The following is a 25,197-nucleotide window of genomic DNA, read 5'->3' as shown; positions in this document are numbered from 1 at the left end:
CTTCAAATATTATGAGTAATACAATTACAGCTACCAATTTTAGTTTTCCTGGTCAAAAGTCAGTGTATAAAGGAAAAGTGCGCGAGGTTTATCATCTTGAAAATGACCTTTTAGTGATGATTGCTACTGACCGCCTTTCGGCTTTTGATGTGATTATGCCTAAGGGAATTCCGTATAAAGGTCAGATTTTAAATCAGATAGCAACCAAGTTTATGCAACAAACTGAGGATATTGTCCCCAATTGGCTTATCGCAACTCCCGATCCCAATGTGGCAATAGGACATCTGTGTGAACCGTTCAAAGTGGAAATGGTAATCCGAGGTTACTTGGCAGGGCACGCAGCACGTGAGTACCAAGCTGGAAAGCGAAAACTTTGCGGTGTGTCTCTTCCTGAAGGAATGAAAGAAAATGATGTTTTTCCACATCCGATTATCACACCTGCTACCAAAGCTGATTGTGGGCAACACGATGAAGACATTTCAAAGGAAGATATCATCGCAAAAGGAATTGTGAGTGCTGAGGATTATGAAGTTTTGGAAAAATACACATACGCACTTTTTGCACGAGGAACAGAAATTGCAGCTAAACGAGGGCTTATTTTGGTTGATACCAAATACGAATTCGGAAAAACAAAAGATGGAAAAATTGTATTGATTGACGAGATTCACACCCCCGATTCTTCCCGATATTTTTATAAAGAAGGCTACGAGGAGCGTCAGCGAAAAGGTGAACCACAAAGACAGCTTTCAAAAGAATTTGTTCGTCAGTGGCTTATTTCCAACGGATTTCAAGGAAAAGAAGGACAACAAGTTCCTGAAATGAGTAATGAATATATAAACACTGTATCAGAACGTTACATTGAACTTTATGAAAATATAATGGGAGAAAAATTTGTTAAAGCCAATATTTCAAACATTGAAAAACGTATTTATGATAATGTGATGAATTATTTGAAAAAGTAGTAATTTATAAGAGAATAAAATTAATTGAAAGCTCAATACTTGAAGTAATACACTTCAGGTTTTGGGCTTTATTTTTAGAAAAATGAAAACAAGAGTAACAGAAATTTTCAACATAAAATATCCTATTATTCAAGGAGGAATGGTTTGGGCGAGTGGCTGGCGATTGGTGTCAGCGGTTAGTAATGCTGGAGGTTTGGGATTGCTTGGAGCGGGTTCAATGTATCCGGAAATACTTCGGGAACACATCCAAAAATGTAGAAAAGCAACCGACAAATCTTTCGGGGTAAACATCCCGATTATGTATCCTGACATCGATAAATTGATGGAAATCATTATTGAGGAAGGGGTGAAAATTGTTTTTACTTCGGCAGGAAATCCTGAAATTTGGACATCGGTACTTCAAAAAGAAGGAATAAAAGTTGCACACGTGGTAAGTAGTTCAAAATTTGCATTGAAAGCTCAAAATGCAGGTGTTGATGCCATCGTGGCGGAAGGATTTGAAGCCGGAGGACATAACGGACGTGAGGAGACCACAACTATGACACTTATTCCTTCGGTGAAACGGCATAGTAACGTTCCGCTTATTGCTGCGGGAGGTATTGGCACGGGTAGGGGAATGCTTGCTGCAATGGCTCTCGGAGCCGACGGGGTGCAAATTGGTTCTCGTTTTGTTGCAACCGATGAGGCTTCTTCCCATATCAATTTCAAACAACGTGTTTTGGAGGCAGACGAAGGAGATACAATTCTTACTTTGAAAGAATTAGCTCCCGTTCGTTTGTTGAAGAATCCGTTTTATGAACAAGTTTTGGAACTTTATCGCAAGGGAGAGGCTTCCGCTGAGAATATCAAGAAACTTTTAGGAAAAGGACGCACTAAAAAAGGAATGTTTGAAGGTGATTTGACGGAAGGCGAGCTTGAAATCGGTCAGATTGCTTCTGTGATTGATAAAATACAACCTGTTTCGGAGGTTTTTCAGGAAATCATAGATGAATATAACGTTGCTTTATCGGGATTGAATCAACTCGGAAAGCTTAACATTTAAAAACGTTTTGTATTTTAGATTGTTTTCTAAAAAAAATATCTGTACCTTTGGAACTCAGATTATACCGTTTTTTAATTTAAAATCACTTAAAAGATAAGATATATGAGTTTTCCAACCGATTTAGAAATCGCACAAAATGCGAAGATGCAACACATTAAAGACGTTGCCAAAAAACTGAACATCAACGAAGACGATTTGGAGCAATACGGCAAATACAAAGCTAAATTGCCGCTCACGCTCATCGACAAGGAGAAAATCAAGAAAAACAAACTGATTTTAGTTACCGCCATCACGCCCACACCTGCGGGAGAAGGTAAAACAACCGTAAGTATCGGGCTTACCGAAGGGCTCAACAAAATCGGGAAGCAAGCCGTGGCGGTTTTACGCGAACCCAGCTTAGGTCCTGTTTTCGGGATTAAAGGCGGAGCCGCGGGCGGAGGCTACTCGCAAGTAGTTCCGATGGAGGACATCAATTTACACTTCACCGGAGACTTTTCTGCTATTGAAAAAGCCAATAACCTGCTTGCCGCTGTTATCGATAACAACATCCAAAGCAAAACGCATTCCATCGGGATTGACCCACGCACCGTTGTTTGGAAACGCGTGATGGATATGAACGACCGTGCTCTACGCCAAATCGTTATCGGGCTTGGCGGAAGTGCAAACGGCATTCCCCGAGAGGACGGATTCAACATCACGCCCGCTTCCGAGATTATGGCAATCCTTTGTCTGTCAGAAAACTTCTCGGACTTGAAACGCCGTATCGGAAACATTTACGTCGGAAAGAAATTCGATGGTTCCCCCGTTTTCGCTCGTGATTTAAATGTAGTGGGAGCGATGGCTTTGCTCTTGAAAGATGCCATCAAGCCCAATTTAGTTCAGACTTTGGAGAATAATCCTGCCATTTTACACGGCGGACCTTTCGCCAGCATCGCACAAGGGACGAACACAGTTTTGGCAACGAAGATGGGAATGTCGCTCAGTGAATACACCATTACGGAAGCCGGTTTCGGAGCCGATTTAGGGGCTGAAAAGTTCTTGGACATTAAGTGCGTTTCTGCGGGAATTGCCCCCAACGCTGCGGTAATCGTTGCCACAGTGCGTGCATTGCGTCACCACGGAGGTGCCGTGAAGGAGGAATACAATATCCCAAGCCTCGAAAAGGTGAAAAAGGGCATCGGGAATTTAGAAAAGCACATCGAAAACGTGCAGAAGTTCGGCTTGAAGGCTGTCGTGGCAATCAATAATTTCCCCAATGATAGCGAAGAAGAAATCAAGTTCATTCAGGAAGTGTGTCAGCAAAAAGGCGTTAAAGCCATCGTTTCCAAAGGATTTGCACAAGGTGGCGAAGGAACAAAAGAGCTTGCCCAAGCTGTGGTAGAAATTGCCGAAAGTGGAGAAAGCAACTTCAAACCGTTGTATGACCACGCCATTTCCATTGAAGAGAAAATCGAAACGATTGCCAAAGAAATTTACGGAGCAAGTAGCGTGAATTATACTTCAAAGGCTCGTACCCAGCTGAAAAACATTAACAAACTTGGTTTCGACAAGATGCCTGTCTGTATGGTAAAAACGCCAAAATCATTAAGTGATGATGACAAGAAGTTGGCACGTCCTACCGGTTTTGAAGTAACGGTACGCGAGTTCGAGTTTGCTTCGGGTGCAGGTTTTGTCATTCCTATTTTGGGAGATACGATGCGTATGCCGGGCTTGCCAAGCGTTCCCGCTGCCGAAGGAATGGATATTGATGATAATGGCGTTATTACCGGACTTTCTTAAAAGAAGCATTACAAAATGGGTAAGAGGGATTAGCAATTAGTAGTTAGTGAATAATCTTTAGTAATTAGTGATTAGAAAACGGGAAACATTTCTCTCTTACTAAAGAAACTGACTTTTGTTTTAATCCTTATTCCTTATTTCGTAAGAGATATAAAAATAACATTCGTTAATTAGTTAATTATAAGTTAATTGATTAGCGAATGTTTTTTTTATTTTATAAATTTGCCTATCGATAGTTCCTAAATCATAGTCAATACTAAAAATAGTAAAAACCTAAAAGTTATGACCACGAAGAAATTTGCCAAATATTTGGAAAAACAATGCAAAGGAATAATTAATTTTTCCTTAGAGCCCATCTTTGAGGAATATATCGCCAATGTAAACGGCAAACGTGTAGGCGTGGTTTACAAAGAGAAATTCTATGTGATGTATGCTCCTGTTTTTGATAAATTCAAGAAAATAATGCCTGATGCAGTTCCTGTTAATCCGTTTGGGTGGGCATATTACAATCTTGTTGAGATAGAAAACCTTGAAAATACAGAAAAACTGAAAGAAATAGTGTTGGCTGTTTATGATGATATGTATTTTAATAAGGAATTTGTTGCAGATATTTCATCTTATTTTCATAGTTATCAAAACTATCCTGATGTAATTAAGCATATATATGATAGTCATATTACTTTCCTTCGTTTCTGTTATGACAAAGGATTATTGAAGATAAACTGGGTTGATGGAGAGAATAGAATTTTAAAATTTCACTTTAACAATAATGATTTAACTGAAGACGGACATAAAATATTTCTTGATTTATATAGAAAATGGCTGAAATATAATGAAAAAAATGATGAAAGGTCTGAAATCAGGGGTAAAGATGTAAAAATATTGGAGAAATATTATCAGGAATTGATATAAAATACTATTTTCAATATAGAATATAGTGAAAAATATATTGACTAAGTCTTGGGGAAGCTTTCCCGAGTGATGGGAAAGATAAGAAATGCTTTGGGAGAGATGGATTATGTATTAGGAAATATTTACTAAAGAATGGGAAAGATAGAAAAAGCTTAAGGAAAGATGATTTTTAAAGAAAGTTATCTTGAATATATAGAAAGTTATTTAAATTTATTGTATAATCATTAAAATTATTTGTTATGCCGAAATCGTATGCTGAAAAAATGGCACAACTTAAAGTGCTGATTGACGGATTAAGAGAATCAAAAGATTCCCTACCTGCGGGAATTACAGAAGAAGCTATTAACGAGTTGGAAAACTTACGAAATGAAGTGGAACGCCTCAATAGTGAGCAAGAAAGTTTAAAGGCTGAACTGAAAAAGAAGACCGAAGAATCCAAACAAAAGATGAAAGATATGGATGAACGTTCGTCCAAGATGCGAAAACGTATAAAAATTGATTACGAACAATCTTTATGGCGTAAATACGGAATAGATGATAAGAGATAGTTAATGGTCAATCTGAAAACATTAAAAATCCAAGATTATGAAGGAATTATAATCTTGGATTTTTCTTTTTTCTATATCGACTGAAACAATAAGGAGCATTTCCTATTGTTTTTTCAGAATGACAACTTAAAACTGAAAGTAGATAAAAGGATGTAAATCTGCCGAATAGGCTTGGTAACAAATGATAACCACAACGATGGCAATAGCTCCTTTTACGGCGAGATGACTTTCGGAAAAGATATGCTCTACTTCATCTTTCCATCGCTGAGGAAGCCAATGGGCGATGTATCCGATAAGCATAACAAAGAAAACATCTTGATAGTGTACCAGTACTTTCCAAGCGGAATCCCATCCCATATTATTATTCACTTGGTCGAACCATTGGGCGATAGATTCCATATCTTTGCCACGAAAGAAAATTCGTGTGAAGGTAATGAATGCAAAAGTGAAAAGTATTTTCCAAGCTGTGGCAAGCCAATGTGAGGATTTTTCATAAGGACTTATCTTTCTCCAATACTTGTAAACGAGAATTCCCACTCCGTTTAATCCTCCCCAGATAACGAACTTCCACGAGGCACCGTGCCAAAGCCCCCCGATGAGCATCGTTAGCATTATGTTGATGTTGGTAACCACGTGGCGTTCTATGCTTCGGCTTATGTACATCAATCCCGAAACGACGATGAGAATGAGTCCCACCAAAAGCGTGAAGTAAAGGTTATTGGCGGCAATGACAACTCCTACGATAAAGATTAACGAGATGATGACCGTCCCGACCGAACTGCTGCGGTTGCCTCCCAAAGGAATGTAAAGATAATCTTTCAGCCAAGTGGAAAGAGAAATGTGCCAGCGTTTCCAGAAATCGCCGCAGTTGATAGCTTTGTAAGGTGAGTTGAAGTTGATAGGAAGCTCAAAGCCCATAAGCAAAGCCAAGCCGATAGCGATATCGGTGTAGCCGGCAAAGTCTCCGTAAATTTGCAGAGAGTAACCGATTAAAGCCATCACGTTGGAGAATCCGGAGAACATAGCCGGATTATCGAAGACTTGGTCTAAGAAATGCATCGCTATGAAATCGGCAAAAATCATCTTCTTTATAAGTCCTTTCAGAATCATAAAGGTTCCTTTGTTGAAGGCTTTGGTTGTAACTTCAGTTTTTTTGATGATTTGAGGTACAAAATTCTCTGCACGAACTATCGGACCGGCAACTAATTGTGGAAAAAAGCTTACGTAAAATCCAAAATCAAGAATGGATTTAAGCGGAGCTGTTTTTCTACGATAAATATCAACCGTGTAACTTATCGTCTGGAATGTGTAAAATGAAATACCAACCGGGAGAATAATCGTATCCGCTCGGAAATATCCCTGCGAATCAAATCCGTTTGCCCAATACGCCAAGTAATTAAACACCTGATGATTTCCATTAAAAAGAGCGTTGTAGGTATCTGTAAAAAAGTAAGCATATTTAAAATAAGCCAAAACGCTTAGATTAATAATGACGCTGACAGTTACCGCAATCTTTCGTTTATGTTGCTGCGTTTGTTGGTAAATATAATTTCCTAAAAGGAAATCTGTAATGGTACTGAAAAGAAGCAGAAGGATAAACAATCCGCTTGCCTTGTAATAAAAATAAATACTCGCAAAGAGCAGGAAAAGATTCCTAAGACGTTTTCTTGGATAAATGAAAGCAAATACAGTATATACAATAGCAAAGAATATCCAAAAATCAATTCGGACAAAATTCAACGGACTTTTTTCATCAAAAGAAAAGAAATTTGTAAGAAAATCCATACTTATTTAATTGCCATTATATCGTTATGCAGATGCTGGAAGAATAATTCTGAGATGATTTGCGTTCCTTTTGGTTTTAAATGCACATAGTCAGAGGCAGCCATTCCTTTTTCCACCCAAGCTACCATTGAGTTTTCGCCTCCCATTGCTTCGTAAATGCTCCAGAAAGCAACGCCGTGTTTGACGCATTGATTTTTCATTTCCTCATTGAGCTTGATTAGAAAGGGATAAGTAATCATCTTTCCGTTTTCGGAAGTGGACATATCGCCCGGACCTATGACAATCACGCTGGCATTGGGGTTGCTTCGTTTTACCCATTTGATGTTCTGCATTAACGAACGGACGTAATCGGTAATTTGTTTTTCTTGTGAGATATATGGTACGGTGTTCCCTCCGAACTGAAAAATGAAGATGTCGGGCTTTCGTTCAACAGACATTTGTCGGAAGTTTTCGTGATTAAGCCTTGTGAAAATCCTTCCCGCTTCGCCTCGCATCGCAACATTATCCATACGTACGCCTTTTGCCTCATCGAGCGTGATGCCGTAGAAGTCGGGGCTTGTAACGCCTTCGAGTTCCACTTTGATTTCCTTCGGAGTTTGGTTGAAATCCAGTTTGAAGTTGTGATAATTGCCATCTGTTTTCAAGAAATCTTCTTTTAAAAGTTTTCCATCTTGATAGACGGTTATCTTTGTGGGGCGGGAACAATTCCCGTAGTGTAATCCGAATTTCGTAAACTTCCGCAAACGATTATAAGCCGTTGAGGAAGGTTTAACGGTAAAAGAGGCTTTTTTCACGGTGATGGTGTCAGAAGGATTATAATCCGTGAAACGTGAAAGCGTGGCATAAAGACCATACTTTTGATGTGGGACTTTTTTCCTTTTGAATCGGTCAAATGACGCATATCTGAGCCAATTAGAACTTGCCTGAATGTTTACACTATTTTGAGTATATGCAACTTTAATGGGGATAAATCCGGGTCCGCCACCTCCAAAGAGAGCTTGAAAACGATTGCGGACATATACGGTAATGCGGTCGCCTTCTATCTGAGAGTCTCCGTAATGAATAATTTGGCAATTAGGTTGTTGCAGCTTTTCTTTTAATTGAGATATAAATTCCGTAGCGTTTTCCGGATAGTAAATCTTTCCTTCCAAATCGTTCTCTAACGTGAAATTTTCCTTTTCATTGGAAGAAGCAATCGAATCTGTTTTCGCCGGAGGAGTTTTCTCTTTTTCCTGTTTCTTTTTTGTAACTTCCTCAATAATTTGATTGGCTTTCGAGTTTTTGGGAGAGTTATCCTTTAATAAAATATCGGATGTCGGGTATTTTATCATTGTGTTTCCCAATACAATCCCTTCCTTAACAGCACCTTGCGAGGTTTTATATTGCCCGCTTAGGAAAGTAACTGCAAAAAGTGCCAACAACACACCAATAAAGAAGATGGCTATTTTCTTAGGATTCATTCTTTTTTCTAATTTTTGAAACTGCGAAGGTACATTTTTTTAGTTATTTACAAAATTTTTGATGGATGGAAAAGAATATAAGGTGTTTGTAAGGAATTTGTACAACGCCCAAACCCTAAACAAGGTAGAAGCAATTGTTTTTGAGTAATCCGCATTAATGAATAATGAATTATCCCATTAATTCTTCCCATTCCAGCATTAATTTCTCTAATTCTTTTTTCTTTAACTCATAACTTTTATAAAAATCATCATTTTGGACTTCTTGCCCCATTTGGAGATTCATTTGTTCCAATTCGTTTTCAACGTCGGTAATCAGATTTTCAATTTTGTTAATCTTGTTTTGTATTGTTTTCTGTTGTTTTTGTTGCTCGAAAGACAGTTTTTCTTTCTTTTCCACGTTTTTTACCTCTGGGGAGATGTCTTTATTTTGTTCAATCTCTCGGAAATTTTCAGCGGCTCTCTGTTCCAAATAAAAATCAATGTCGCCCAAATATTCTTTGATGTTTTTATTTTTGAATTCGTACACTTTGTTTGTTAATCCTTGTAGAAAATCACGGTCGTGGGAAACGATAATGAGTGTTCCTTCAAAGTTTTGTAGTGCTTTTTTCAGAACATTTTTTGATTTGATATCCAAATGGTTAGTAGGCTCGTCCATTACCAGAACGTTAAAGTCCGAAAGTAACATTTTAGCCAAAGCCAAGCGATTGCGTTCCCCTCCTGAAAGTACTTTTACTTTTTTTTCCACATCGTCGCCCCGAAATAAAAAAGAACCTAAAATGTCCCTGATATTCATTCGGTTACTGTCATTAGCTGCGTGGAACATTGTATCAACTACGCTCATCTCTCCATCCAAATATGTTGCTTGATTTTGAGCGAAATAACCTAACTGAACATTGTGCCCCAATTTGATGTTTCCTTCAAAAGGAATTTCACCGATAATCATTTTGGCTAATGTTGTTTTTCCTTGTCCGTTTTGTCCTACAAAAGCAATTTTGCTTCCTCTTTCTATCAGTAAATTAATGTTTTGCAAAACTTCCTTTTCTCCATAACTTTTGTAGGCGTTTTCGATTTCCAAAACTACTTTGCCCGGAGTAACCGAAACGGGAAAACGAACGTTCATCACGGCATTGTCTTCCTCATCAACTTCAATGCGTTCTATTTTGTCTAATTTTTTGATAAGTGATTGAGCCATTGAAGCTTTTGTTGCTTTTGCTCGAAATTTTTCAATGAGTTTTTCTGTTTGCTGAATTTTCTTTTCTTGATTTTTCTGTGAAGCCAATTGCTGTTCACGAATTTCCTGACGAAGCTCCAAAAATTTGGAATAAGGTTTGGGGTAATCGTAAATTTTTCCAACAGAAATTTCAATGGTTCTGTTCGTTACATTATCCAAAAACATTTTATCGTGCGATACGATAACCACAGCTCCTGCATATGTTGTTAAAAATTGTTCCAGCCAAATGATGGATTCAATGTCCAAATGGTTGGTAGGTTCGTCAAGTAACAGAATATCATTGTTTTGCAGAAGTAATTTTGCCAGTTCAATTCGCATTCGCCAACCTCCTGAAAAAGTATCAGTTTGTTTTTGAAAATCTGAACGTTGAAAACCAAGTCCGAGCAATACTTTTTCCGTATTTCCTTGATATTGATAGCCTCCGATAATATCGTAACGATGTGTAATTTCGCTGAGTTTATCAATTAAATTATGATACGATTCGCTTTCGTAATCTGTTCGGAGTTCCATTTCACTATGGATTTCGTCCATTTGGTTTTCCAAACATTTTATTTCCTGAAAAGCTTGGTAGGCTTCTTCCAAAATAGTTCTTCCGTTTTCAAAATCAATATCTTGCTTTAAAAAACCGATGTTTACCTCCTTATCTGTGGCAATAGTTCCTGAGTCGGGTTTGAGTTCCTTTGCCAAGAGTTTCAACATTGTAGATTTTCCGGCTCCGTTTTTTCCGATGAGTCCCACGCGGTCGCCCGCATTAAGCATAAAAGCGACATTTTCAAACAAAAACTCTCCCTGAAATGAAACAGATAAATCGTGTACGTTCAGCATATATTGATTTTAATGAAAAAAAAATTCAGCGGGTGCAAAGATAGTCATTAAACTCAAATAAAAGAAAAGTGATGAGAAAAAATATCTCATTTTTAACTCTTTACTATTTTATCTTCATCTAAATAAATTAAATATTTGCCGATAACCTCCCAGCCTAAATCGGAAAGGATGTTGGCGTAGGTTTGCATTTGTAAATGATGCTTTTCGTTGGGTTTTCCTGTTTTATAATCAATAATTACAGCTTGTTTGTTTATCGGATTGAATGCAATTCGGTCAGGGCGGAAGAATTTTCCTGATTTATCAATGAATTCTTTTTCAATGAAGTACGTATAATTTTCAGAAAAGAATGCACTAATTTTTTCATCTTGTATTAATTTTAAAAGTTGTTGCAGAACAATTTTATACTGCTCATCGGTGAGCAGACCTTCTGCCAAAGCATTTTTTAGGACGGGTTCCAAATCAGATTGATAAACAACTTTTGCAAGAAGCTCGTGCATTAAGTTTCCTTTCTCAATAGATTCTTTTCGGGAAGTATCCCAAAGCAGTGAAGCTCCTGTAGCAATTTTATAATTAGGCGTTGCCCAACCTTTTTGAAAATAAATCAATCTTTCTGTGGCTGATGTTTGTTTTTTGTCCTTCACAGGAAAAACAGGACTTCCGAATTCGTATTTTAAGTAATCATCATTCCATTGTCCTTTCTCTTCGATAAAACTTTTAAAAAGAGAACCGTATGTTTCAGATTTTGTATCGGATTCTGTGTTTTTCTTTTCAGCAGTTTTTGGTAAAGATGTGATTACATATAAAAAAGATTCCGGACGTGTCATCGCCACGTAAAGAACGTTAATTTGGTCTAATAAATGTTGCTCGTGATGCTGACGAATAATTTCTTCTGCTTTCGGCTCGAAATTTACAAGAGATTTATTTGTTTCTACCAAAAGAGTATCAAATCCGCTGAAATCTTTCTTTGAAACAGGATACCAAATTGTTTCGTTACGCGATTCGATGAGTTTACTATCTGCGAAAGCATAAATAATAACGGGAGCCGACAAACCTTTACTTTTATGAACGGTCATTATGGTAATCGCATTCAAACCTTCCGGCAGACTTATGCTTAACTTTTCTTTCTCTTCTTCCCAAAATGTTAAGAATTCCGATAATCCACCCTTGTGTGTATTTTTGAAATCAAATATCAAATCCAGAAAATGCGTGAGGTAAGCATCTGATTTTCTTGATAAATCAAAACAATTTATAAGCAAAGTAACTCCTTCATACAAGGAATGTGAATGAAACTCATTTGCAGAAAAATTATGGTCGGCAAAAAAAGTTTCAACAGGCTCATTCATATATTTTGTAATGAAATTATGCACCTGCTCAATGCTTTTAAGTCCTGCATACTCAAAAAGCATCTTAACCTTAAGTTCCTGACTATTTTTATTATGCAATAAATGCAACAACGAGATTAAAAATTGTATGGAAACGATGTTCTTGAGCAATAATGAATCAGGAGAAATGATATTCTTTCCTTTTGAAGACAAGAAAGAAGCAACCGCAGAGCCTTCTCTGTTTGTGCGAACCAAAATGGTAATATCTTTATCTTCTGCTCCCGATTTGTTGGCGTGATTGATTGTTTCAAAAATTGCGTTGCAGTACGTTATTTCTCTTTCGGTGAAAATATCAAAAATACTACTTTCGTCAGAGGTATTTTCTTCAAAATCTTCTGCCGGGTCGGTTGCTTTCAAATCTACAAACTGAATGCTTAAATATCCTTCCGGCAAAAGTTTATTTCGTTTTGTTTCAGGATAATTCTGCATTGCATTTAAGTACAACTCTCTGTATTTTTCCGATTGAAACTTGTTTGCAATGAAACTAAAGAAATGATTGTTGAAATTGATAATAGTTTCAAGGCTTCGGTAATTATCTTCCAAATTTATGGTTTGCCCTTTGATGAAAAAAGGATTTTCTTCATTGGAATATAAGCTCATAAATTGTTCTGCCTTTCCGCCACGCCATCGGTAGATGGATTGTTTCGCATCTCCCACCAACAATAAACTTCCTTTTTGTTTTGCGATGCTTTCACTTTGCACGGCATTTAAAATAAGCGGAATAAGGTTTTTCCATTGCAAAACGGAAGTATCTTGAAACTCGTCAATGAAATAATGCCTGTAACGTTCACCGATGCGTTCGTATATGAACGGAACAGGCTGAGAAGCGATTTCGCCGGAAATAACCTCATTAAATTCCCAAATCGGTAAAATATTTTCTTCGTCTTTTATGAGTTCTATTTCATTTTGAATACGATTGAGCAAGGCTAAAGGCACAACAAATCGAAGTGCATTTTTTGAGAAGTTAAACAGACCAAAGGCTTCCTTAACAGATAAAAAATAAGAGAAAATCTGTGGCTGAAGGCTGTCAATTAAATCTGTATCCAAAAATTTTGCATTAGTTTTGGCGTATAAAGGTTCTGTGGCTAATTTTTCTTGCCAGGCAGCTCCCCAAGGAAGTTCTCGTTCCGGATTTTCATTAAGTTTTTCAAAAAAATTATATACGTAACTGCCTTTAAAAGCAGATTTATCCAAATTATTTTCATCTAACAGATTTAAAAATGAAGCGGCTGTTTCTTTTATTGTTGCAACCGATTCATTTTTTTTCTTGAATAAATTCTTTTTTAAGGCTTTGAAATCTTCTAAATCTTTCTTCTTTAAATTGCTGAGTTCCCAATGATGATTTTCATTAGTAAGCATACCAGCTACTCGAAAAAGTTCTCCGGCAATATCCCAGTTTTTATCTTCTTTTATCTTATCGTTTGAAAATTCTGTAAGTAAATTTGTTAATTCATCATCAGTTCCTGCCAGATTTAGTAAGTTATCAACTGCACGTTGCAATAATGTTTTGGCATCTAACTGAACTTCAAAAAATTGATTCAGGTGCAAATCAAAAGCAAAGCTGCGAATTAGTTGGTGATTAAAACCGTCGATGGTACTGATATTAAAAGAAGCATAATTGTGCAGAATGTGTTTAAGTACGTCTTCCGAACGCATTTTCAGCTCCATTGGTGCAAGTTTCAGCTCTTTACAAAGTTCTTCAAACATTGCATCGGGTTCAGAAAGGCTTTTTTCATCTGAAAATAGTGTGAGATATTCTATAATTCTGTTTTTCATTTCAAAAACAGCCTTGTTTGTGAAGGTTATCGCCAATAAATTTCTGAATAAATCAGGATTTTTGCTCGATAAGATGATTTTCAAGTATGATTTGGCAAGACTGTACGTCTTCCCGGAACCCGCAGAAGCATTATAAATGGTATAAGAAGATGAAGATTGCATACTAAAATTTTGGTGCTAAAATACGAAAAAAGCATTGATAAATAAAATTATTTGCTTTAGCTTATCAATGATTTACAATGTTTTATTTTTTAAAAATATCGATTCTACAGATGTTTATAGCAAAAAAGTAAATTGATTTGTGTGTGTTTGCAAAACTTGTAAAAAATAAATTTTTTAAGTCGGATTGTTTGCAATCTTCCGTAAATAAAAATTTTTGAAGAAAGACGCTTTGCAATCTTGCATAAAAAAAAACTTTTTTAAAGAGGATTGTCTGTAATCTTGTTTCAAAAACTTTTTTTAATGACAGACGCTCTGCAATCTTAGTATAAAAAAATATTTTAATAAAGGATTGCAAACATTCCTAATTTGAATTTCATAAAATTATGTTTTAGGCAGACGTGTAATTCTTAAAATATTGTCAATTAACAAAATAAATCTTGAAATGGCTCGTTTTTTGCTGTATGTAAATTACATAATTATAAACTTAATCGATATGGAAAAATTAGTAAAAATCAAAAACATTTATTTAACAAGGTTGAATAATGCACAGTATTTACACTTTATGATTGAAGTGGAAAAGTTAGTTAGAACCGCTACGCTGGAAAAACTGCAAATAAGCGAAAAATTATTTCAAAGATTGCAGGAAAATATCAAAATTCTAACAGAAAAAGCGTACGAAAACCGTTCCGAACAACAAACCAAAGAGTTACTGAAGCTGGATAAAGAACGTGATAACATTGTCAGATATGTGTTGGCAAATATTCGTAACGAACGCAAGTCATACATCGTTAAACGCAAAGAAGCTGCCGAAAGCCTATATGAAGCAACTAAAAATTACAAGAATGTGCCTTCAATGGGATACAAAGAAGAATCAGTTGCTATTCGTGCCTTATTAAGCGACCTTGCCATAGAAAAAAATGCGAAAGACATCACCACATTAGGGCTTACTGCAACATTGGAACATCTTAAAACTTTGAACGAAAACTTTGAAGAACAATTGGGCGACCGAACTTTTGTGCAATCTTCCAAAGAAACGGGAAGTACGAAAAAGATTCGTAAAGAAACCAATCTTATTTATGATGAAATTGCTTTGAGAGCTCAATCGCAAAGCATTGCAATTCCGTCAGAAGAGGCAACTACTTTTGTTACGGTGCTTAACAAACTTATTGAGGATTCTTTAATTTCAAGTCGTTCCAAACAAAAACCTGACTCTTCGGAATAGATAGGAAACAAGCTGTAAAAAAGTAAATGTATTTAAAAAAAGAAATCAAGCTAAGTGGATCATAATTATGAATGCTACTTAGCTTGATTTTTTATGTAAATAACAAATTATTTGAATCTTTGTTTTACAAAATTGTAAGTTTTATTTTTTTTCAAGAAGAATTGTTGGAATTACAATCCTAATTGAGTGAAAAGCTCAACGATTTTTTTGTTTGACGGTCTTGGAGCATCTGCACTAACGATTTTTCCTTCGGTGTCAATCAAAATAAAACGCGGAATACCTGAAATAAGGTAATTTGTTACGAAATCAGATTTCCAATCATTATCTGCAATAAGTTGCGTACCTACCAAACCTTGGTCAGTAACAAATTGTTTCCATTTTTCGTAATTTCTTTTTTCATCAACCGAGATGCTCACGAATTCAATGTTTTTTCCGTGATATTGTTTTTCAAGCTCTTTTAAATGAGGAATTTCACCAATGCAAGGACCACACCACGTAGCCCAAACGTCCACATAAACTACTTTTCCTTTAAAATCCTCAAGCGAAGTAGTTCCCCCTTTATGATTTTCAAAGTTGAAAGAAGGAGACGGGTTGCCGGCTTCTAAGGATTTGATTTTGTTGTAGCGTTCGTTAAGAACTTTTTTGAAATCCTCGTTTGAAACATTGCTAAGCAAATCATTATAGAAAAAGTCCAAAGTTTTTGCATCAGGAATGCCGCCACTCATTATTTGAGATGATGCGATGCTGTTTTTGATGTTTCTGCTTTTTATTTTTTTGAAATTCTCAATGATAAGGTCTCTGTATATTTTTTCAGAGTCTTCATCGCTCATTTCTCCTTCAGCAACTCCTTCGGTTTTCTTTTCGTACTCATCAGAGACGTTTTTTTCAAATTTTGACATTGCAAGCTCGGCATATCTTGGTGAAAAATTAAAATCAGCCTCGTTGTCAAAATCAGTTGTTGTTACTTTAGGGAAATTATCAGAAACTTTAAAGTCGTTATTTTTGATAAAATATCCGTGATAAAATTCGTAGTTCGCAAGCCAGTAATCTTTTCCGTAGTTGATGTTTTTTAACTCGTTTTCTTTAAAATCAGCAACAGAAGGCGTAATTGCGTTAAGCATTTCCTTTTGCTTATTTGTAAGCTCGTTCACTTTGTTGAGAAATTCGGTCTCCTCAAATGAGTACAGATGTTTTCCCAAAGCTCTTAATTCCTCACCTGTTGTTTTGTCTTTATCGGCAAGGTAATTGTTTTCCACAGCCAAATCGCCCGTGTATGTAATAGGTTCCATCGTCTCATTATCTGTGCTGAAGGATACGTTTTTGCCTTTGTGCAGATAAATATTTTTACGACCTATTCTGTACATACCATTGTGTGCAATATGCAATGTGTCAGAAAATGACCCATCGGCATTGATGGCAATTTCTTTTTCAAAGTCGTGGCTTTTTACAGTAATCTTTTCGCCTTGTGGTTTGGCAAATTTTCCTGAAAGAACGACGTAATCAGGTGCTTTTTTTTCGCACGCTTGGAGCAAAATAACAGCTAAAAGTGCGGTGATACTTCTTTTCATATCAAATAAATTTATGAATTATAATGCCACAAATTTACAAATTGTTATTAAATAAAAAAGTGTTTTTCGTATTATCTGATGATAAAAATATGAAGATTTATTTCTTTTTTGGAAATTCTCGATTTATTTACAAGTCGATGTTTCATTTTTCATCAAATTGAAAGATTATTTTTCAAATGAAAATTTGTCGACTTACTTTTATAAATTTAAAAAAGGAAGGTTATAGCCCGTTAATATCGTCCTTCTTTCAAAATGTAGCTGTAAGAATTGTTATTACAAAGATGACAATTTCAATAAGCTCGAAAGAAAAATTCTAAATCATACGTTTATCTCTACCTGAATTATTATCAGTAAAATGACGATATTTTGCTGTTTGTTAGATGTATTTTGTTGTGGTAATGTGTTTTTGTTTTGTTTCGAGATGAAAATAGTATTTTTTGTGAGGATTAATTTTAAGAAAGTTATTTTTTACAAAAGCAGATTTAAAAAACATTTAAAATAAATTGCCGATAATTTGATAAGAAGAATTTGTAAACGAGATGATTTGAAAAAAATGTTTTGAAGTAGTTTTTTCTTGCAAATCACCAGCCGATAAAAAGGGAAGAGGGGTTTAAAATTTTTTGCCAACTACCGAAAGAGATTGGCTTTGTTTTGCTTAGCATTTAACTTGTCTATAATTTTAGCAGACAGATATAAAAGTAAATCCCAAACACATAACTTTTTTGGTTTATGCATTTGGGATTAATTGATTGTATGTAAAAGTTTTAAGCTATTTTTTTCCGTTTACCTTGCTGATGTATTGTTCCAGAGCCATTGTCATAGACGGAGTTTCAGGCGACGGAGCTTTTATATCGATAACAAGCCCGGCTTCTTCTGCCGCTTTTAATGTGGAATCGCCGTACACAGCAATTCGTGTCTTTTTTTGGCTGAAATCAGGGAAGTTTTTGAATAAAGACTCAATTCCTGCCGGGCTGAAAAAAGCCAAGATGTCATATTTAAAATCTTTTATTCCTGATAAATCACAATGAACAGTTTTATAAAAAGTAGCTCTTTCCCACTTGATTTTCAGGTCGTTTAATGCTTTTGTAATTTCGGGCTTTTGTATGTCCGAACCAGGGAATAGGAAATTTTCGTCTTTGTATTTTTTTAGTATAGGCAACAAGTCCGAAAATTCTTTTTTGCCTACGTATATTTTTCTTTTTCTGTAAGTTATGTATTTTTGCAGATAGAATGCAATAGTTTCGGATTGGCAAAAGTATTTCATTGTGTCAGGAACTTTAAAACGCATTTCCTCCGCAATTCTGAAATAATGATCTACTGATTTTCTGCTGGTTAAAATGATAGCAGAGAATTTTGTCAAATCGATTTTCTGCATACGAATGTCTTTGGCAGTCATTCCCTCAACCTTGATAAAAGGAATAAAATCTATTTTGACTTTTTGATTTTCAATAATTTGAGCGTAAGGTGAACCTTCCATTTTAGGTTCCGGTTGTGAAACTAAAATTGTTTTTACTTTCATAAAATTGTTCTATTGTTCGTCTAAGCTTAATTATATCCTATAAAAGATATGAATAAAGCAAATTAATTTCTATAAAAAATCACTTTTATAGATTAAAAATACGTAAGGTGCTATTTCAAAGGTGCAAAGATACAAAATAAAATAAACAATGTAGGGTTTTATTGATTTTTGATTCATTTTAATTATGTTAATCCAGCTTAAAATGTTGATAATTAGTAGTGTTGTCAGAAGTGTGTAAAAGTAAATTTTATGTAATGAAGTTGAGTACATCAGAAAAAATAACAATGTGATTATCAAAACTGAAGCATAACTGGAATAGGCAATTCGGCTAAAAATATAAATCTTGCTAAATCCTTTTAGTTCAAATAAATAGCTTATCCATTTTTGAAACAATAACTTAGCCGATAAAAAACACAAAATAGTAAAAGCTATATCCAAAAACAGAAATCCCGTACTTGGAGAAAGACTTATATCAAAAAATTGTCCCCAAATGTAGAAAAACAAACTCAGCGAAAACCATTGTAAAAAAAATGAAATTACTGTGAAAAGCTGTACTTTCCGTTCTTTCTTCTCATAAATGATAATATATTTGTTATTGAAAGGAAGTTTTAGATATTCTGAAAAATGATGCGGATAAGCGGCTTTCAGAAGAGCAATTATCACAAAAATGAAAAGAAAAAGCGGGAATACCCAAGATAAGAATGCTTCTTGCAATAGTTTGGATTCCAATGTTTTATTTAATTTATGGGGTTGATACTTTCCAATGAGTCAATAATCGGAATTTCATCATCAGAAGGGATTTTCTCTGTTTGGTGCGATTTTTTAGAAAATTCGTCGCGTTCTTTCTGCAGTCGTACATCTACACGTTTTATGATACTATCATATTTTTTAGGGAAAGAAGCGTAGTAAATCATATTTTCTACAAAAGAAAGACTGTCTATTCCGTGTTTTTTATAAATAACTTCATCAACATTGAAGTTAACGGTATCCATTAGTTGATAATCTACACTTTTTATGGCGTCAAATACAGCTAAATCGTACATTAAACTCTCCATTTCCGTTTCAGAAAGCAATTTTTCTGGCTTGGAGATTATATTTTCTCCGCACGATGTTAATAAAAGTGCAAGTATGATGTGAAAATACTTTAATTTCATAAAGGTTAGCGATTGAAAGTGATTCGCATTCCTTGCGGAATTGGATTTACTTTTCCGTTTTCATAAACTAAATTTCCGCCGACAAAGGTAGCAATTATTTTTGAATGAAACGTATCGCCCTCAAAAGGTGACCAACCGCATTTGTATAAAATATTTTCTTTGCGTACTTGCCAAGGGCTATTCAAATCGACCAAAACCAAGTCGGCAAAGTATCCCTCACGAATAAATCCTCGGTCTTTTACTTCAAACAAAATGGCGGGATTGTGGCACATTTTTTCTACGATTTTTTCAATGGAAATTTTTCCATTTCGGGCATTTTCAAGCATAGCTACGAGAGAATGTTGTACCAACGGACCTCCTGAAGGAATTTTTGAATAAATGTCATTGTGTTTTTCCTCAAGTGTGTGGGGGGCGTGGTCGGTGGCAATCACGTCCAATCTGTCATCTAACAAGGCTTTCCATAAAGAAGAGCGGTCGTTTGCAGTTTTTACGGCAGGATTCCACTTAATGAGGCTTCCTTTTTTTGCATAATCTTCATCGGAAAACCATAAGTGATGTACACATACTTCAGCTGTTATTTTTTTGTTTTTCAGAGGAATGTCATTTCTGAAAAGTTCTGTTTCTTGAGCTGTGGAGAGATGAAAAACGTGTAGTCTTGCCCCTGTTTTTTCTGCTAAACGAATGGCTTTTGATGAAGAAAGAAAACAAGCTTCGTGGCTTCGGATAAGCGGATGTTTTTCTATCGGAATGCGTTCACCATAACGTTGTGTGTACAATTCCGTATTTTTGCGAATGGTTTGTTCATCTTCACAATGAGTAGCGATAACCAAGTCAATATTTGAAAAAATATTTTCAATGATTTTTTCGTCATCTACTAACATATTTCCCGTTGAAGAACCTAAAAAAAGTTTTATACCGACGCAAGCATTACGGTCTAACCGCTTGAGTTGTTCTAAGTTATCGTTCGTTCCGCCAAGAAAGAATGAATAATTTGCAAAAGACGTTTTGGAAGCAATGGCAAATTTTTCTTCCAATAATTCAATGGTTGTAGTCTGCGGAATGGTGTTAGGTTGCTCAAAAAATGTTGTTACACCACCTGCCACAGCTGCTGCACTTTCCGTAGCGATGTTAGCTTTGTGTGTGAGTCCAGGTTCGCGGAAATGCACTTGGTCATCAATCACACCGGGGAGTAAATATTTCCCGTTAACGTCGATAATTTTGTAATTATTTTCGGCAGAAATTTCAGAACCAATTTTTTCTATGCGATTCCCATTGATTAATAGGTCGCCTTTAAAAATCTGATTCTCGTTAACTATATATGCGTTTTTGATAAGTGTTTTCATAAACCTGAAAAAAAATGAATAAATTACGCCAAAGATAGTGAATTATTCTTTAGAACACAAGTTTTCTAAAAAAAGCTAAATAGTAGAATTGTTAAATAAATGCAAATTTAGAAATGTCGCGTTTATGAAGGGTTTGTCGTAACTTGTTTCAAATAAATAACTTAAATGAAGTTGAATTGCTGTTTTTTTTGATTCGCCGATAATGGAATTCTTAAAATTTTGTGATATTATTATTTGGTATGTTTTATTTGCTATATTTGTGCCAAGTAATTTAAATATAAATAGATGAAAATGAAATTTTACACATTTATTATCACGTTGTTTTTGGTGCAAATATCTTTTGCTCAAGAAGATACAACAATCCCGAAGGATACACTAACCACAGTGTTGCCTGCTACTAAAACTGAAGCTGAGTTAAAGGCTGAAAAAGAGAAATTAAAAGCTGAACAAAAGGCTCAAAAAGAAAAAGAGAAGGCTTTGAAAGCTGAGGAAAAAGCCAGAAAAGCAGATGAAAAGGCTAAAAAGCAAGCTGAAAAAGCGGAACAAAAAGCTAAAAAAGCCGAGGAAAAAGCGAGAAAGGCTGAGGAGAAAGCCAGAAAAACCGCTGAAAAAAATAAACAAAATTTGGCTAAGGCTAAGCAAGAGGTTTTAAAAATAGAAACTCAAATCAAGAAGAAAGAAAACGAATTGGCTCGCGAGCAAAACAAATATAATGTGAAGCAGGCTAAAGGAAATCTTTCTCCAAATGATGAGGCTAAGTATAAAGGTAAAATTCTTAAAAAAGAACAGGATATCAATAACTTGCGTCTTAAGTTGATAAAAGCTCAAGGAAAAGTTAATAAATATTCTGAATAATAACCATTACAAAAGAACGAAAAGGTCGCTTAAATAGGCGACCTTTTATTTTACCATTGAATTGGGGATTTTCCTACAGAGGTCAAAAAATCATTAGCTTTGCTAAAGTGTTTATTCCCAAACCAATATCCTCGATTGGCACTTAGTGGTGATGGGTGTCCGGAGGTTAAAATACAGTGTTTGGAAGCGTCAATTAAAGCAGATTTCTTCTTTGCATATCCGCCCCAAAGCAAAAATACTACCTGATTGCTTTTTTCTGAAACCACACGAATAACCGAATCGGTAAACGTTTCCCAGCCCTGATTTTGATGGCTTCCTGCTTGATTTGCACGAACCGTCAGTGTAGCATTCAAAAGTAAAACACCTTGTGAAGCCCATCGTTCTAAATTTCCGCTAATCGGATAAGGAATGCCCAAATCTTGTTCAATTTCCTTGAAAATATTAATGAGTGAAGGCGGATGTTCAATGCCGTCTTGTACGGAAAAACAAAGTCCATTTGCTTGATTTACACCGTGATATGGGTCTTGCCCTATTATTACCACTTTTACATTTTCAAAAGGACAGTGTTCAAAGGCTGAAAATATTTGACTTCCCTTTGGGTAGCAAACCCCTTGAGCATATTCATTTTTTACGAAGGTGACTAATTTTTGAAAATAATCTTTTTCAAATTCCGTTGATAAATGAGCTTTCCAAGAGGGATGAATGTTTACTTCCATTTTTTTAATATTTTTGCAAATTAAAGTTCAAAAGTAAAGATTAATTTTTGAAATATAAAATTTTCAAATTTACATTATTATAAATGATTCATTCGAAAACACTTGAAGATTTAGAATTTGGTACAGTATTACACCAAATTTCTGAAATATGCCAAACCGAATTGGGGAAAAAGTATGCCTTGCGAGTCAAGCCTTTTGAGGATAAAGAAACATTACTTTTCGCTTTGCAACAAACCAATGAATATCTGTCTTCTTTTCAGAATAATAACGTAATTCCCGCTCACAGCTGTGAAAAAGTAACGGCAGAGATAAAACTCCTTCAGATTGAAAATACTACGCTTGAAATTGCAGGTATTCGAAGGCTTTATACTTTGTCGCAAACGGTAAATACACACATTCTTTTCTTCCGTAAGTTTAAAGAATTATATCCAGTATTACATCAAACTTCGGAAAGCATTGAGCATACTACTGAAATTGTAGAAGCTATTGAAAAAATAATTGATAAGTTTGGAGAAATCAAAAATGAAGCATCTCCTACTTTGGTTAATATTCGTAAGGAAATCAGTCAGTTAAAAGGTAAAATCAACGAAAGCTTTAACAGAGCATTGGCGGAATACAATGCTTCAGATTACTTAGATGATATCCGTGAAACCGTGGTAGAAAATCGCCGTGTGCTTGCTGTTAAAGCGATGCATCGCCGAAAGGTACACGGAACAGTGTTAGGAAGCTCAAAAACAGGAAGTATCGTGTACATTGAGCCGAAGCAAACCGAAATGTATTCTCGTGAGCTCACTAATTTACTTTATGATGAAAAGGAAGAAATTCAGCGAATTTTAAAGCAGCTTACTGCGTTTTTGAGCGAATTTGTGTCGCTATTCAGAGATTATCAAAGTTATGTTACGGCAATAGATATTATTTATGGAAAAGCAAAATATGCTTTGAGTATGAATGCGTTACTTCCTGAAATTACCGATGAGCGAGTTTTGGATTTGAAAGAAGCGTATCACCCGTTACTGTATCTGAATAATCAAACAAAAGGAAAGCCTACTTATCCGCAAAATATTCAACTTTCTGATCAATCTCGAATTATTGTCATTTCAGGTCCCAATGCGGGGGGGAAAAGTATTACATTGAAAACCATAGGGTTATTGCAACTAATGCTACAAAGTGCGATGCTTGTTCCTGTACATCATCGGTCAAAAATGTGTTTGTTCAGTAGGATATTAACCGATATTGGAGATAATCAATCCATTGAAAATCATTTGAGTACATATAGCTATCGGTTGAAAAATATGAATTATTTTTTGAAGAAATGCAATGCCGAAACTTTGTTTCTGATTGATGAATTCGGAACGGGAAGTGATCCTGAATTGGGTGGAGCTTTGGCAGAAGTATTTCTTGAAGAATTTTACCATCGGAAGGCATTTGGCGTAATTACAACACATTACGCTAATTTGAAGATACTCGCCAATGAACTTCCGCACGCTACCAATGCAAATATGTTGTTCAATGACAAAACGTTAGAACCTATCTACAAACTTATTGTAGGTGAGGCAGGTAGTTCATTTACTTTTGAGGTGGCACAAAAAAATGGAATTCCGTTCGGGTTGATAAATCGGGCTAAGAAAAAAATTGAAAAAGGAAAAGTACGTTTTGATGCTACCATCGCCAAGTTGCAGAAAGAACGCAGTAAAATGGAAAAAACTACTGAAAATCTGAAAGATGAAGAAATAAAAGCCCGAGAAGAAGCCAAACGTTTGGAGGAATTGAACGAAAAAGTAAAATCCAAATTGGTAAATTATCAAGAATTGTACGACCAAAATCAACGAATGATTTATTTAGGAAATAAAATTGATGAGGTTGCCGAGCGTTATTTTTATGATGGTAAAAAACGTGCGTTAGTTTCTGATATTTTGCGAATTATAGAAGCTGAAAATGCTAAACGAAAGCAAATTTCAAAATTAGAAAAGCACAAACAGAAGGAACAAAAAAAGAAAACAGAAGAGGAAGTTCATAAAGAAATGGAAGCCATCCGCATACAGAAAAAAGCCGAGAAAAAAGAAAAACTAAAACAAGAAAAAGTTGCTAAAGAAAAAATGCAACGAGCTTTGAAAGTTGGTGATCGTGTGCGAATTAAAGATAGCAGAAGTGTGGGAAGTATCGACAAAATTGAAAAAGATAAAGCCTTAGTAAATTATGGTATGTTTACCACTTCTGTTGCTCTGTCCGAACTGGAATTAGTAGAGAAAAAAAGTTAAAAAAGTATTTTTTTGTTTAATCCATTTAAGTTGTTGATTATTAGTGTTTTTATTTGTTTTGATGTCTGATTTTAGTTAATGAAAGGTTAAAGTTGTTGCGTGTTTTATTCTATCGTAGTAATTTAGCACTCGTTAGTTTATAATGGGACGGGAGTTCCAGAACTAAGTTTTTTTCATGCTATATTAGATTTTAATTAAATTATTAGAGAATAGGCTGTCGGGGAGATAGCCTTTCTTTTTTTTGTAAAGTTCAAAAAATACACACCTGATGTGTGTAAAAATTATATGCTTTTTGTGTAAATTACACATATTTCTTCAGTGTGTAAAAGATGTTTTTAAAATTTCATTCCTTCTTTTTGTATTGATATACAGTTTTTTATGAAATTGTTTTGAAAGTAGTACGGATTTGGTACGCTTTTTTCAATATAGATAATGCAAGCAAAAATTCAGGTATTATGACAACACAGAATATAACATCATCAGGATTAAATAAACTATCAAATGTGAATCCAATAGTGATTTATGATGGTATAATGGAAATGATTTTTCAAGAAGAAAGTAAATCTTCAGAAAAAGTTGTCAGACAAAGAAATATGTTTGCAATTGTAGGGAAGACTTACGAAAAGTTTAAAAAAATTTTAAGAATAAGCAAGTAATAGCATAAGATTGGTATAAATAAGATTAGTACAAAAAACAAA

19 protein-coding genes are annotated in these 25,197 nt (G+C 35.2%); 9 read left to right on the top strand and 10 right to left on the bottom strand.

From position 1 onward, the window contains the following. Window positions 1-11: 11 nt before the first annotated feature. The 5 genes from GN105_RS02415 (at window position 12) to GN105_RS02395 (ending at window position 5,243) form a co-directional block, all read left to right on the top strand. Window positions 12-962, top strand: coding sequence for a phosphoribosylaminoimidazolesuccinocarboxamide synthase (locus GN105_RS02415; protein ID WP_155283852.1), 951 nt, complete (start codon window positions 12-14; stop codon window positions 960-962). Between the two features lie 82 nt (window positions 963-1,044). Continuing rightward, complete coding sequence (locus GN105_RS02410; protein WP_155283851.1) at window positions 1,045-2,004, top strand: NAD(P)H-dependent flavin oxidoreductase; 960 nt, start codon at window positions 1,045-1,047, stop codon at window positions 2,002-2,004. 102 nt (window positions 2,005-2,106) lie between these two features. Then, complete coding sequence (locus GN105_RS02405) at window positions 2,107-3,783, top strand: formate--tetrahydrofolate ligase (protein ID WP_155283850.1); 1,677 nt, start codon at window positions 2,107-2,109, stop codon at window positions 3,781-3,783. Between the two features lie 282 nt (window positions 3,784-4,065). Beyond that, window positions 4,066-4,695: a hypothetical protein gene (locus GN105_RS02400; RefSeq protein WP_155283849.1), complete on the top strand. Its 630-nt coding sequence runs from the start codon at window positions 4,066-4,068 to the stop codon at window positions 4,693-4,695. Between the two features lie 239 nt (window positions 4,696-4,934). After that, window positions 4,935-5,243: a membrane-binding protein gene (locus tag GN105_RS02395; RefSeq protein WP_155283848.1), complete on the top strand. Its 309-nt coding sequence runs from the start codon at window positions 4,935-4,937 to the stop codon at window positions 5,241-5,243. 126 nt (window positions 5,244-5,369) lie between these two features. Here GN105_RS02395 and GN105_RS02390 read toward each other — a convergent pair whose 3' ends face one another. The 4 genes from GN105_RS02390 to GN105_RS02375 all read right to left on the bottom strand — a co-directional run bounded on the left by GN105_RS02390 (window position 5,370) and on the right by GN105_RS02375 (window position 13,864). Further along, window positions 5,370-7,028 (bottom strand): MBOAT family O-acyltransferase, encoded by a 1,659-nt coding sequence (locus GN105_RS02390; protein ID WP_155283847.1) that lies wholly within the window; start codon window positions 7,026-7,028, stop codon window positions 5,370-5,372. Window positions 7,029-7,030: 2 nt separating this feature from the next. Next, window positions 7,031-8,488 carry an SGNH/GDSL hydrolase family protein gene (locus tag GN105_RS02385; protein WP_155283846.1) on the bottom strand — a complete coding sequence of 486 codons (1,458 nt, stop codon included), beginning with the start codon at window positions 8,486-8,488 and terminating at the stop codon, window positions 7,031-7,033. Window positions 8,489-8,657: 169 nt separating this feature from the next. After that, window positions 8,658-10,544 (bottom strand): ribosomal protection-like ABC-F family protein, encoded by a 1,887-nt coding sequence (gene abc-f, locus GN105_RS02380; protein ID WP_155283845.1) that lies wholly within the window; start codon window positions 10,542-10,544, stop codon window positions 8,658-8,660. A gap of 92 nt (window positions 10,545-10,636) precedes the next feature. Further along, the gene (locus GN105_RS02375; RefSeq protein ID WP_155283844.1) at window positions 10,637-13,864 is read right to left on the bottom strand and encodes a UvrD-helicase domain-containing protein; all 3,228 of its coding nucleotides are present in this window, start codon (window positions 13,862-13,864) and stop codon (window positions 10,637-10,639) included. A 493-nt stretch (window positions 13,865-14,357) separates the two neighbouring features. Here GN105_RS02375 and GN105_RS02370 point away from each other — a divergent pair, with 493 nt between their 5' ends. After that, window positions 14,358-15,086 carry a DUF6261 family protein gene (locus GN105_RS02370; protein WP_155283843.1) on the top strand — a complete coding sequence of 243 codons (729 nt, stop codon included), beginning with the start codon at window positions 14,358-14,360 and terminating at the stop codon, window positions 15,084-15,086. Between the two features lie 170 nt (window positions 15,087-15,256). Here GN105_RS02370 and GN105_RS02365 read toward each other — a convergent pair whose 3' ends face one another. From GN105_RS02365 to GN105_RS02345, 5 genes are all read right to left on the bottom strand, one after another. Then, entirely contained in the window at window positions 15,257-16,654 is a 1,398-nt protein-coding gene (locus GN105_RS02365; RefSeq protein ID WP_155283842.1) for a TlpA family protein disulfide reductase, read from the bottom strand. Between the two features lie 769 nt (window positions 16,655-17,423). Then, window positions 17,424-18,173, bottom strand: coding sequence for a uroporphyrinogen-III synthase (locus GN105_RS02360; RefSeq protein WP_155283841.1), 750 nt, complete (start codon window positions 18,171-18,173; stop codon window positions 17,424-17,426). Between the two features lie 69 nt (window positions 18,174-18,242). Next, entirely contained in the window at window positions 18,243-18,902 is a 660-nt protein-coding gene (locus GN105_RS02355) for a DUF4271 domain-containing protein (RefSeq protein ID WP_155283840.1), read from the bottom strand. Between the two features lie 8 nt (window positions 18,903-18,910). After that, window positions 18,911-19,327: a DUF4296 domain-containing protein gene (locus GN105_RS02350; RefSeq protein WP_155283839.1), complete on the bottom strand. Its 417-nt coding sequence runs from the start codon at window positions 19,325-19,327 to the stop codon at window positions 18,911-18,913. Window positions 19,328-19,332: 5 nt separating this feature from the next. Next, complete coding sequence (locus GN105_RS02345; protein WP_155283838.1) at window positions 19,333-20,670, bottom strand: dihydroorotase; 1,338 nt, start codon at window positions 20,668-20,670, stop codon at window positions 19,333-19,335. 291 nt (window positions 20,671-20,961) lie between these two features. Here GN105_RS02345 and GN105_RS02340 point away from each other — a divergent pair, with 291 nt between their 5' ends. After that, window positions 20,962-21,525 (top strand): hypothetical protein, encoded by a 564-nt coding sequence (locus GN105_RS02340; RefSeq protein ID WP_373279388.1) that lies wholly within the window; start codon window positions 20,962-20,964, stop codon window positions 21,523-21,525. A gap of 50 nt (window positions 21,526-21,575) precedes the next feature. Here the strand turns inward: GN105_RS02340 and GN105_RS02335 are convergent, their stop codons facing one another. Then, window positions 21,576-22,241, bottom strand: a complete 666-nt coding sequence (locus tag GN105_RS02335; RefSeq protein ID WP_155283836.1) for a uracil-DNA glycosylase — start codon at window positions 22,239-22,241, stop codon at window positions 21,576-21,578. Window positions 22,242-22,324: 83 nt separating this feature from the next. On the opposite strand from GN105_RS02335, the gene GN105_RS02330 reads away from it, so the two are divergent. Together GN105_RS02330 and GN105_RS02325 are read left to right on the top strand one after the other, a co-directional pair. Beyond that, window positions 22,325-24,499: an endonuclease MutS2 gene (locus tag GN105_RS02330; RefSeq protein WP_444542101.1), complete on the top strand. Its 2,175-nt coding sequence runs from the start codon at window positions 22,325-22,327 to the stop codon at window positions 24,497-24,499. A gap of 455 nt (window positions 24,500-24,954) precedes the next feature. Next, the gene (locus tag GN105_RS02325; protein WP_155283835.1) at window positions 24,955-25,155 is read left to right on the top strand and encodes a hypothetical protein; all 201 of its coding nucleotides are present in this window, start codon (window positions 24,955-24,957) and stop codon (window positions 25,153-25,155) included. Window positions 25,156-25,197: the final 42 nt, after the last annotated feature.

This window comes from Capnocytophaga felis (assembly GCF_009684755.1).
GTDB lineage: Bacteria > Bacteroidota > Bacteroidia > Flavobacteriales > Flavobacteriaceae > Capnocytophaga > Capnocytophaga felis.
Note: the sequence above shows the minus strand (reverse complement) of the source record. Positions and strands in the feature narration are given on the sequence as shown.